Source organism: Pseudomonas sp. Irchel 3A5, from assembly GCF_900187575.1.
In the GTDB taxonomy this organism is placed as follows: domain Bacteria; phylum Pseudomonadota; class Gammaproteobacteria; order Pseudomonadales; family Pseudomonadaceae; genus Aquipseudomonas; species Aquipseudomonas folii.
Genome location: NZ_FYDU01000010.1, coordinates 128,836 through 141,021 on the forward strand (window position 1 = coordinate 128,836; position 12,186 = coordinate 141,021).

General features: G+C 57.8%; 7 protein-coding genes. 6 read left to right on the top strand and 1 reads right to left on the bottom strand.

What is annotated here, in order from left to right; all coding sequences use genetic code 11:
• Positions 1–175 precede the first annotated feature (175 nt).
• From CKW31_RS17930 to CKW31_RS17945, 4 genes are all read left to right on the top strand, one after another.
• A complete protein-coding gene (locus CKW31_RS17930; protein ID WP_095097913.1) occupies positions 176–1,339 on the top strand; it encodes an isovaleryl-CoA dehydrogenase in 1,164 nt (387 codons plus the stop codon).
• A gap of 253 nt (positions 1,340–1,592) precedes the next feature.
• The gene (locus CKW31_RS17935; RefSeq protein WP_095097916.1) at positions 1,593–3,200 is read left to right on the top strand and encodes a carboxyl transferase domain-containing protein; all 1,608 of its coding nucleotides are present in this window, start codon (positions 1,593–1,595) and stop codon (positions 3,198–3,200) included.
• Positions 3,201–3,213: 13 nt separating this feature from the next.
• The gene (locus CKW31_RS17940; protein ID WP_095097919.1) at positions 3,214–4,029 is read left to right on the top strand and encodes a gamma-carboxygeranoyl-CoA hydratase; all 816 of its coding nucleotides are present in this window, start codon (positions 3,214–3,216) and stop codon (positions 4,027–4,029) included.
• Positions 4,026–5,987 (top strand): acetyl/propionyl/methylcrotonyl-CoA carboxylase subunit alpha, encoded by a 1,962-nt coding sequence (locus CKW31_RS17945; protein WP_095097922.1) that lies wholly within the window; start codon positions 4,026–4,028, stop codon positions 5,985–5,987. Before CKW31_RS17940 ends, CKW31_RS17945 begins: the two co-directional genes overlap by 4 nt.
• 786 nt (positions 5,988–6,773) lie before the next feature.
• Here the strand turns inward: CKW31_RS17945 and CKW31_RS17950 are convergent.
• The gene (locus CKW31_RS17950; protein WP_095097925.1) at positions 6,774–10,259 is read right to left on the bottom strand and encodes an indolepyruvate ferredoxin oxidoreductase family protein; all 3,486 of its coding nucleotides are present in this window, start codon (positions 10,257–10,259) and stop codon (positions 6,774–6,776) included.
• 182 nt (positions 10,260–10,441) lie between these two features.
• Here CKW31_RS17950 and CKW31_RS17955 point away from each other — a divergent pair, with 182 nt between their 5' ends.
• On the top strand, positions 10,442–10,909 hold the full coding sequence (locus CKW31_RS17955) for an Lrp/AsnC family transcriptional regulator (protein WP_095097928.1): 468 nt from the start codon (positions 10,442–10,444) through the stop codon (positions 10,907–10,909).
• 620 nt (positions 10,910–11,529) lie between these two features.
• Entirely contained in the window at positions 11,530–12,090 is a 561-nt protein-coding gene (locus tag CKW31_RS17965; protein ID WP_095097931.1) for a DUF4880 domain-containing protein, read from the top strand.
• The last annotated feature ends 96 nt before the right edge of the window (positions 12,091–12,186 follow it).

Here is a 12,186-nt window from a genome sequence, read left to right on the forward strand (position 1 = left end):
GCGGCTTTTAAATTAGTGCACAACCTGGGCCAAAAATTGGCAGAAAGTTTACGGTCGACTCATGCCTGTACCGACGCGCGACTTTACAACTGCTCATTGACACACCTCCATCTCCAGACTTACGTTAACGTAAAGGTCATAGCGACTCTTCCAAAAATAACAAGGAACGCTAACCATGAGTTACCCCAGCCTGAACTTCGCTCTGGGCGAAACCATTGATATCTTGCGCGACCAGGTGCAATCGTTTGTCGCTGCGGAAATCGCCCCACGTGCTGCGCAGATTGATAAAGACAATCTCTTTCCCGCTGACTTGTGGCGCAAGTTTGGCGACATGGGTCTGCTGGGGATTACGGTTGCTGAAGAGTACGGCGGCGCTGGACTCAGTTATCTCGCCCATGTCGTGGTCATGGAGGAAATCAGTCGCGGTTCTGCTTCTGTTGCGCTGTCTTACGGCGCGCATTCGAATCTGTGCGTGAATCAGATCAATCGCAACGGCACTGCCGCGCAGAAGGAGAAGTACCTGCCCTCCCTCATCAGCGGTGAACATGTCGGGGCGCTGGCCATGAGCGAACCCAACGCCGGTTCTGACGTGGTTTCGATGAAGCTGCGGGCCGAAAAACGCAGCGACCGCTTTGTCCTTAATGGCAGCAAGACCTGGATCACCAACGGTCCGGATGCCAATACCTATGTGATCTACGCCAAGACCGACCTCGAGAAAGCTGCCCATGGCATCAGCGCGTTTATCGTCGAGCGGGACTGGAAAGGTTTTTCCCGAGGCAACAAATTCGACAAGCTGGGTATGCGCGGTTCGAACACCTGCGAACTGTTCTTTGACGACGTGGAAGTTCCGGAGGAGAACCTGCTGGGCGTGCTGAATGGTGGCGTAAAAGTTTTAATGAGCGGGCTGGACTACGAACGGGTCGTGCTGTCCGGTGGCCCAACCGGGATCATGCAGGCCTGCATGGACGTGGTCGTACCCTACATCCATGACCGTAAACAGTTCGGCCAGAGCATCGGCGAATTTCAGTTGATTCAAGGCAAGATCGCCGACATGTACACCCAGCTCAACGCCAGCCGCGCTTACCTGTATGCCGTGGCTCAAGCCTGCGAACGTGGCGAAACCACGCGCAAGGACGCTGCCGGGGTCATCCTCTACAGCGCCGAGCGGGCAACGCAGATGGCCCTGGAAACGATCCAGATTCTGGGCGGTAACGGCTACATCAACGAGTTCCCGGCCGGACGGCTGCTGCGCGACGCCAAGCTTTACGAAATCGGCGCAGGAACCAGTGAAATCCGGCGGATGTTGATTGGGCGGGAATTGTTTAATGAGTCCCGATAATTGCTGGCGCGCGATAAACAACAAAGTGTTGCTTCTTGCCACCGCGGCTCATGTATCGCGGGCAAGCACCGCTCCCACAAGGGATCGCATTTCAGTTCGAATTGATAAGCGCTCTCGCAGATATCGCCCCTTAGAACCGCTTGAAGTGGAATGAGATTAAATGTGGGAGCGGTGCTTGCCCGCGATGCAGGAGACGAAAGTGGCAGACGCACCGCGGAATCTTTTATAGCGCGCAAAAAAAACCGGAGTAGCCATGACCACCCTACAGACCCGCATCAACACGCGCTCCGCCGAATTCGCCACCAACAGCGCTACCTTGCTGGAGCAGGTCAACGCCCTGCGCAGCCTGCTTGCCAACATTCAGCAAGGCGGAGGGCCGAAAGCCCAGGAGCGCCACACCTCTCGGGGCAAATTACTGCCACGGGACCGCATCAATCGCCTGCTCGACAGCGGTTCGCCGTTTCTTGAAATCGGTCAGCTGGCTGCTTTGAAAGTGTATGAGGAAGACGTGCCTGCCGCCGGAGTGATTGCCGGGATTGGCCGCGTCGAAGGCGTGGAATGCATGATTATCGCCAACGACGCCACAGTCAAAGGCGGTTCGTATTACCCGCTCACGGTCAAAAAGCATCTGCGGGCACAGACCATTGCCCAGCAGAACCGCCTGCCGTGCATTTACCTGGTGGATTCCGGCGGTGCCAATCTGCCGCGTCAGGATGAAGTGTTTCCGGATCGCGAGCACTTCGGACGGATTTTCTTCAATCAGGCCAACATGAGTGCGCAAGGCATCCCGCAGATCGCCGTTGTGATGGGCTCCTGCACCGCAGGTGGCGCTTATGTACCCGCCATGGCAGACGAAGCGATCATGGTTCGTCAACAGGCAACCATCTTTCTCGCCGGGCCCCCTCTGGTCAAGGCAGCGACAGGCGAAGTGGTCAGCGCTGAAGATCTGGGAGGTGCAGATGTGCATTGCCGGACCTCAGGGGTTGCCGACCACTACGCCGACAATGACGAACATGCTCTGGAGCTGGCACGCCGCAGTATTGCCAATCTGAACTGGCGCAAACTCGGCACGTTGAATAGCGAAGCCCCCATTGCCCCGCTGTATGCGGCTGACGAACTGTACGGCGTGATTCCCGCCGACGCCAAACAGCCTTTTGATGTTCGCGAAGTGATCGCCCGGCTAGTGGATGGCTCGCTGTTCGACGAGTTCAAGGCACTGTTCGGCACCACACTGGTGTGCGGCTTCGCGAGGCTGCACGGCTATCCCGTGGCGATCCTCGCCAATAACGGGATTCTGTTCGCCGAAGCGGCGCAGAAAGGCGCGCATTTTATCGAGCTGGCCTGCCAACGCGGAATTCCGCTGCTGTTTCTGCAGAACATCACTGGCTTCATGGTCGGACAGAAATACGAGGCAGGCGGCATCGCCAAACACGGAGCCAAACTGGTAACAGCAGTGGCCTGCGCCAAAGTGCCGAAATTCACCGTGATCATTGGCGGCAGCTTTGGTGCCGGCAATTACGGTATGTGCGGTCGCGCCTACGATCCTCGCTTCCTGTGGATGTGGCCCAATGCGCGGATCGGCGTAATGGGTGGCGAGCAGGCGGCGGGCGTGCTGGTCCAGGTCAAACGGGAACAGGCCGAGCGCAGTGGCGAGCCGTTCAGTGCCCGCGAGGAAGCAGCCATCAAACAGCCAATCCTCGACCAATACGAACACCAGGGGCATCCGTATTACTCCAGCGCCCGGCTATGGGACGACGGCGTGATCGATCCAGCACAAACCCGGGACATTCTCGGCCTCGCCCTCTCCGCCTCTCTGAATGCGCCTATCGAGCCGACGACCTTCGGTCTGTTCCGCATGTGATCAGGAAACGCTCATGACTGACTTTCAAACCGTAGAACTGCTGCGTGACCCACAGGGCTACGCCACGCTCTGGCTGAACCGGCCCGAGAAAAACAACGCATTCAATGCACAAATGATCCGCGAGCTGATCCTTGCGCTGGATGCGGTTCAGGCTGATGCCGGTTTGCGCTTCCTGCTGATACGCGGCCGCGGCAAGCACTTCAGTGCAGGGGCGGACCTGGCCTGGATGCAGCAAGCAGCCGATCTGGACTACAACACCAATCTTGATGATGCCCGCGAACTGGCCGAGCTGATGTACAACCTCGCCAAACTGAAGATTCCGACATTGGCAGTGGTACAAGGCGCTGCGTTCGGCGGCGCACTGGGTCTGATCAGTTGCTGTGACATGGCAATAGGCGCCACAAACGCGCAGTTTTGTCTGTCCGAGGTGCGCATCGGCCTGGCACCCGCAGTGATCAGCCCGTTTGTGGTTCAAGCCATCGGCGAGCGCACAGCCCGCCGCTACGCGCTGACAGCCGAGCGATTTGACGGTGTGCGCGCCCGGGAAATCGACCTGATTGCCGAGTGTTATCCGCCGCAGGAGCTGGAGCAACAGATACACGCCTGGATCGGCAATCTGCTACTGAACAGCCCTCAGGCCATGCGTGCCAGCAAGGATTTGCTGCGCGAAGTGGGCAACGGAGCACTGACACCGGCCCTGCGTCGCTATTGCGAAAATGCCATCGCCCGAATTCGCACCAGCCCGGAAGGCCAGGAAGGTCTGCGCGCTTTTCTGGACAAGCGCCCACCCGCCTGGCAGACCGAGCAGCCCAAGGAGCCACGCCCATGAGCGCCCCGACCCTGACCACCGTCTTGATCGCCAACCGTGGAGAAATTGCCTGCCGCATCATGCGCACCGCGAAAAACCTGGGGCTGACCACGGTCGCCGTTCACAGCGAAACAGACAAAAACGCGCGTCATACCCGCGAAGCAGACATCAAGGTCAATCTGGGTGGCAGCAAAGCCGCCGACAGCTACCTGCAGATTTCCAGACTGATCGCCGCAGCCCTGGCCAGCGGCGCTCAGGCTATCCATCCGGGTTATGGCTTTCTTTCAGAAAATGCCGAACTTGCCCGGGCAGTTGAGAGCGCTGGCCTGATTTTCCTCGGCCCGCCCGCCTCGGCCATTGATGCCATGGGCAGCAAGTCCGCGGCCAAATCGTTGATGGAACAGGCTGGCGTGCCTTTGGTGCCTGGCTACCACAGCGAGGCTCAAGATCTGGCAACCTTTCGCGACGCAGCCGAGCGGATTGGTTACCCGGTACTGCTGAAGGCCACTGCAGGCGGTGGCGGCAAAGGTATGAAGATTGTCGAGCGCGTCGAAGACCTGGCCGATGCACTGGCTTCGGCACAGCGAGAAGCCGCGTCATCGTTTGGCGACTCACGCATGCTGGTCGAGAAATACCTGCTCAAGCCTCGCCATGTGGAGATTCAGGTATTCGCTGATCAGCACGGTCATTGCCTGTATCTCAATGAACGCGACTGCTCGATCCAGCGTCGTCATCAAAAAGTCGTCGAAGAAGCACCCGCGCCGGGCCTGAGTCCGCAATTACGCAAAGCCATGGGCGAAGCCGCGGTTAAAGCGGCGCAGAGCATTGGTTATGTCGGCGCGGGGACTGTGGAGTTTCTGCTGGATGCCCGGGGCGAGTTTTTCTTCATGGAGATGAACACCCGCCTGCAGGTTGAACATCCTGTGACCGAAGCCATCACCGGTCTGGACCTGGTGGAATGGCAATTGCGAGTCGCACAAGGTCAGGTGCTGCCGCTGACTCAGGAGCAAGTACCGTTGACTGGCCATGCCATTGAAGTGCGGTTGTACGCCGAAGATCCAGACAATGAATTTCTGCCCGCCACCGGCACGCTGGGGCTTTATCGCGAAAGCTCGCCCGGTCCGGGGCGTAGAGTCGACAGTGGCGTGGCGCAGGGCGACAGCATCTCACCGTTTTACGACCCCATGCTCGGCAAGCTGATTGCCTGGGGGGAAGACCGTGAGCAGGCGCGTTTGCGGCTACTGGCGATGCTCGATGAGTTCGTTGTAGGTGGAGTCAAAACCAACCTGCCGTTTCTGCGGCGGATCATCGCCCATCCAGCGTTTGCGGCAGCCGAGCTGGATACCGATTTCATTCCGCGTCATCAGACGCAACTGTTACCGCCGACTACGACATTGTCGGAAGAGTTCTGGCAGGCGGCCGCTGCGGCATTCAGCCAGAGCGAGCCTCCTCGCGTGCGTCGGGATGATCCCCGGTCGCCCTGGTCTTCGATGAACGGAATGCGCTCTGGTATGCCCAGCGAAGTGGTTTTGCATCTGACCTGCGATGGTCAGGAGCAAGTCATCAAACTGTGCGACGACAGCGCCGGCTCGTTTCAATTGATTGGCGACCAGTTGCTGATTGAGCAAAACGGTCTGCGTCAGCAGCACCTGGCGCTGCGTCGCGATGACACCCTGCACCTGAAATGGGCCGGTGACCTGCACGCAGTCAGACGCTTTGACCCGATTACCGCAGCAGACGCCAGCCAGGCCCCTCAAGGCGGACTCACCGCCCCTATGAATGGCAGCATCGTGCGGATTCTGGTTGAAGTCGGCCAGAACGTCGAAGCCGGAACGCTTCTGGTGGTACTGGAAGCAATGAAAATGGAACACAGCATCCGTGCTGACAAGGCTGGAACCTTGACTGGCGTGCATTGCAGCGAAGGAGAGATGGTCGCCGAGGGTGCGGTGCTGGTGGAGATTGAAGCGCAGGGTGAATGACAACGTGGGACCGGCTTTAGCCGGGAAAGCGTTATTTCTGAAGACCTATCCTTACTGACCCTGACGGCCTCTTCCCGGCTAAAGCCGGTCCCACGACACCACTTCCAGTATTGTCTAGAACCTGTGGGAGCCGGGCTTGCCCGCGATAAGAGCAACCCGGTTCACCTGAAACACCACAGCGTCTGCATCGCGGGCAAGCCCTGCTCCCACATACAGCGATGTGAACTGCACGACTGACTTCAGAACAGCAAAGCAAGATTGGCAAGACGCTATAGCGCAGACAGCACATACCCTTGTGGGAGCCGGGCTTGCCCGCGATAAGAGCAACCCGATTCACCTGAAAAAACACAGCGTCTGCATCGCGGGCAAGCCCTGCTCCCACATGCAGCGATGTGAACTGCACGACTGACTTCAGAACAGCAAAGCAAGACTGACAACACGCTATCGCGCAGACAGCACATAACCCTGTGGGAGCCGGGCTTGCCCGCGATAAGAGCACCCCGATTCACCCGAAACACCACAGCGTCTGCATCGCGGGCAAGCCCTGCTACCGCATGCAGCGATGTGAACTGCACGACTGACTTCAGAACAGCAAAGCAAGATTGGCAAGACGCTATAGCGCAGACAGCACATACCCTTGTGGGAGCCGGGCTTGCCCGCGATAGGAGCAACCCGGTTCACCTGAAAAACCCAGCGTCTGCATCGCGGGCAAGCCCTGCTCCCACAGGTAATGCGAAGCAGTGCTGTCCCGCGACATCCAGTCTGTAACCAGAGATCAATAAAGACTCAAGCCACCACCTCGAACAACGTCGGCGCCGCCACTTCGCCCGTCACCAGGCTATGCCGCACACGTTCAGCATGCAGCCCCGCGGCCTTCATGGCGCGTTCCTTGATATGCCCGTAACCACGAATTTTCTCCGGCAGACGCGCCAGTTCCAGCGCAGTGTGACGATTCATGGCATTGAGGTTGAGCAGGATCAGCTCGATGTCGCTGATATACGCCTCGATCAATTCACGCTCCTGTTGACGTTCCAGGCTGCGCCCGAACGGATCAAAAGGTGTACCCCGCAAGAATTTAAACTTCGCCAGCCCGCCAAATGCCTTCAGCATCCAGGGTCCGAAACTGCGTTTACGAGGTTCTCCCGTCTGCTTGTCACGCTTGGCCAGCCATGACGGAGCCAGATGAAATTCCAGCCGGTAATCACCTTCAAATTGCGCCTGCAATTGCCGGGTGAAATCACCGTTGCTGTAAAGGCGCGCCACTTCGTACTCATCCTTGTACGCCAGCACCTTGAACAGATTGAACGCAACCGCTTCAGTCAGCACCGCCAACTGCCCCGGAAACAGGCGCATTTCAGTCTGCCGTACATTTTCCACCAGACGCGTATAGCGTTCAGCGTAAGCAGCATTCTGGTAATCGGTCAGTGCAGCGACATTGGCTTTGATGCGTTGCGCCATGTCACCAGGCTGTGGCGTTTCAACGACTTGCTCCTGAGGGTGAGCAATCGCTTGCACCGCGCCCAGATCATGCGCGGCACGCCGTCCCCACAGGAAAGCCTGTTGATTGAGCTCGACCGCCACGCCGTTGAGCGAGATGGCTTTTTCGATCGCTGCTGAACTGAGCGGGATGAAGCCCAACTGGAAGGCATAACCCAGCATGAACAGGTTGCTGGCAATGGTATCGCCGAGCAAACGAATCGCCAGATCAGTCGCTTCAATGAAATGCGTCTTTTCAGCCCCCACTGCATCGCGAATGGTTTGTTTCATCGCCTCGCCGGGGAAGACCGCATCCGGGTTGCGGGTAAATTCCGCAGTGGGCGTTTGCTGGCTGTTGACCACGGCATGAGAAAAGGTCGAGTTGAGTTTGGCGATGGCATCCGGTCCCGCCGCCACGAGCAAGTCGCAGCCCAGCAGCAGATTGGCTTCACCCGCCGGGATGCGCACCGCAAACAGATCCTGCTGACGCGCAGCGATGCGGATGTGACTGACCACCGGACCAAACTTTTGCGCCAGACCGGCCTGATCCAGCACGCTGCATCCCTTGCCTTCGATATTGGCCGCATAGCCCAGCATGGCACCCACGGTGGTCACGCCCGTACCGCCCACGCCGGATAACAGAATATTGAACGGCTTATCCAGACTCTGCGGGTGTGGCTCAGGCAGTGTCACAAAGTTCTGGACCTGAGTGGGTAACGCTGGTTTGCGCAATTTGCCGCCATGCACGGTGACGAAGCTCGGGCAGAAGCCCTCGACGCAACTGAAATCCTTGTTACAGGCGTTCTGGTCGATTTCGCGTTTACGGCCTTGGGCGGTTTCTTTGGGCAGTACGGAAAGACAGCCGGATTTGACGCCACAATCGCCACAGCCTTCGCAGACAGCAGTATTGATCAACGCACGTTTTTCAAGGTCTTTCAGGGTGCCACGTTTGCGCCGACGACGTTTCTCCGTCGCACAGGTCTGGTCATAGATGATCACCGAAACGCCCTGAAACTCACGCAATTCGCGCTGCACGCTGTCCAGATCGCGGCGATGGTGGAAACTGGTGATCGGTGCAAAACCCTCACGGCTCGGGTATTTGTCCGGTTCATCGGACACCAGCGCAATGCGCTGCACGCCTTCGTTGAACACCTGACGACTCAACTGATCGACACGCAGCACGCCATCGATCGGCTGCCCACCGGTCATGGCGACTGCGTCGTTGTAGAGAATCTTGTAAGTGATGTTGACGCCAGAGGCCACCGCTGCGCGCAACGCCAGATGACCGGAATGGAAATAGGTCCCGTCGCCTAGGTTCTGGAACACGTGGGGCGTGTTGGTAAACGGTGCCTGACCAATCCAGGTCACGCCTTCGCCGCCCATTTGCGTGAAGGTCTCCGTAGCCCGATCCATCCAGATGGTCATGTAATGGCAGCCAATCCCGGCCAGTGCGCGACTGCCTTCCGGAACACGGGTCGAGGTGTTGTGCGGGCAACCCGAGCAGAAATGCGGGGTACGCTGGGTGTTGAACAACGGCGCTTGCAGGGCCTTCTCTTTGTCTGCCAGAAACTGCAGACGCGCGTCGATTTTCTCGCTGCTGTAAAAAGGCGCAAGGCGTTTGGCAATCACCCGAGCGATCATTGCCGGGGTCAGCTCACTGAGGTTCGGCAACAGTGAACGGCCCTCTTCGTCGAATTCGCCGACCACCACCGGACGGCGATCCACCGGCCAGTTGTAGAGCTGGCCGGTGAGTTGATCCTCGATCACGCTACGTTTTTCTTCGACCACCAGAATCTCGTCCAGACCTTCAGCGAAGCCATGGACCGAGACCGGCTCCAATGGCCAGCTCATGCCGACTTTGAGAACCCGGATGCCGACTTGAGCACACAACGCCTCGTCGATGCCCAGTTCTTCCAGTGCCTGGCGCACGTCCAGATAGGACTTGCCGGTAGTGACAATGCCCAGCCTTGGCTGAGGCGAATCGATCACTACTTTGTTGAGCTGATTGGCGCGGGCGAAAGCGCGAGCCGCGTAGATCTTATAGGTGTTGAGCCGCGCCTCCTGAGCCAGTGGCGGATCCGGCCAGCGAATGTGCAAGCCCCCTTCGGGAATGTCGAAATCTTCAGGAATCTGCGTCGTGATGCGCAATGGATCGACTTCGACCACGGCTGATGAGTCGACGTTTTCGGCGATGGTTTTCATCGCCACCCAGCAACCGCTATAGCGTGACAGCTCCCAGCCGATGATCCCGTAATCAAGGATTTCCTGAACGTTACTGGGGTTGAGCACCGGAATCATTGACGCGATGAACGCATGTTCGCTCTGGTGAGCAATGGTCGATGACTTGCAGCCATGGTCGTCCCCCGCCAGCACCAACACCCCGCCATTGGCCGCAACGCCTGCCGAGTTGGCGTGTTTGAACACGTCGCCACAACGATCCACCCCCGGGCCTTTTCCGTACCATAAGGCGAACACGCCGTCGTACTTGCCTTCGGGAAAGAGATTGACCTGCTGGCTGCCCCACACCGCCGTCGCTGCCAACTCTTCGTTGACCCCCGGCTGAAAGTGTATTGCATTCTGCTTCAGGTAATCCTTGGCATCCCACAGGCTCTTGTCGAGATTGCCCAGGGGCGAGCCACGATAACCGGAGATGAAACCGGCGGTGTTCAGCCCCCGCGCTTCGTCGCGCTGCTTTTGCAGCATCGGCAAGCGGGTCAGGGCCTGGGTGCCGGTCAGGTATAAATTGCCGGTCGCGAGCCGGTACTTATCGTCAAGACGAATATCAGCCAAAGACATTCAGGCGCTCCTTTTATTTTTATGAGCAGTGTTATGGCGGCTAATCCGCCGGGCAGGTTCCACCCGAGCGATCACACGCAAAATACTGCCTGTAGCAATGAGGCTTTTTCTTTCTAATTTGCCGTTTATCTGCTGAACTTCTGCATGTTCAGTTCTATAAAAATAAAAAAAGAGGTCAATTCATGCAGAACAAATTAAGTCCTATCGACCGCAGGATCCTGCGCCTGCTGCAACACGACGCCGATCTCTCGGCAGCCGAAATCGCCGAGCGCGTGGAGCTTTCGCAATCCCCTTGCTGGCGGCGCATCAACCGTCTTCAGGAAGAAGGCTATATCGAGCGCAAAGTCGCCCTGCTCAACCCGCAAAAGCTCGGCCTGACCATGACAGTGTTTGTCGATGTGAAATTATCGGGGCACGGTCGGCGCTTTCTCGCCGAATTCGAAGAGGCGATCACCGGCTACCCCGAGGTGCTGGAGTGCTACACGATGGCGGGCGATATGGACTTCATGCTCAAGGTGGTGGCGCAGGACATCGCCAGCTATGAACGCTTCCTGCGGGATCATCTGTTGCAGCAGCCACACGTGCAGGAAGCCCACTCGAACATTGCCATGAGCGAAGTGAAACGCACCACAGAACTGCCGCTGGACTGACGGGCGTCAGGCGGGATCTGGATGATTTTTCTATGGGGACGATAAAAAGGTTTGACTTGCAAATGATAATGATTATTATTGCAAGCAACTGGCCGCAAGGTCAGTTGGATAACTCAGAAGTCTTAGGTCGGCTTCTGGATTATCTCCTCATCAGGCTAATCACGGTTTTTGACCCGGATTTTTTCCGGGTCTTTTTTTTAGTTTTGCGGTTCGTTTCTATTTTTTTGGTGTCACTGGTGATGCAAGGTTCGGGTGCTGCGTTCTTCAGGCTAATGAAGAGGGTGTCGTTTCTACGATGGCGCGGATCATAGCAAAAAGATCGCAGAAAGGGCCTCTGAAGTTGGCTTTCAAAGGTGCTGCACGGAAGATAATCGGTAATTGAGCTGGTTTAGCACTTGAGAAAGACTCTCATCCCGGCACCTCGGGCCGTCTTCTACACCGAATATGGCGCGGTAAACACTGGACCTGTAGGAGCGCACGAGCACCGCGAGGCCGCGATAGCGGTGTATCAGACAGGACGTCATCGCTGCCTCGCGGTGCTCGTGAGCTCCTACAGAAAAGGTTTAAAAGCAGCACCTTGGCAAAGAAGTCTTCATCAATATCAAGCGAGGCAATCGATCATGAGTATTCAACTCTCGTCCTTCCCCGCTCTGCCTGCACGTCAGACGGATGTTCCACTGAGTCTGCACGGCGAGAGTCTGCGACGCGGTCTGGTGAAGCTTTCCCGTCGTACACAGCAGGTCTTTCTGCTCAGCCGACTCGACGGGGCGTCCTACGCCGACATCGCCAGCCTGCTGAACATCGATGTCACACTGGTCGAACAGGCCATGGTGCGAGTCCTGCAACACAGCCGACGGCAAGTCGCTGCGGATGAAGCCAGCGCTGTGGATCCGGTATGCGAACAGGCCAGTCGCTGGTACGTACACCTGCAAAGTCCCCACGCGACAGCCAGTCAACGTATCGAATTCCGTCACTGGCTGGATGCCGCCCCTGCCCATCTCAATGCTTTCGAAAGTACCGAGCGTCTGTGGCGTCAACTTCAAGCCCCGGCTGCCATCATGGGTGCAAGCGGCTGGCATCGGCGCAAACGTCGCAGTTATCTGTTCTGGTGCATGGCGACTGCGTTTCTGTGCAGCCTGCTAGTGACGGCGGAAGCTTTTGCCGTGTTCGGTCACGTTTGAAGGGCGATTGTGCGTCCTGAGTGACCGATTCACACACCTTCACGTCGCAGCGACGCGCATTGCTCCGCGCAGGTTCCGTGTAAAGTAGCGCCACAA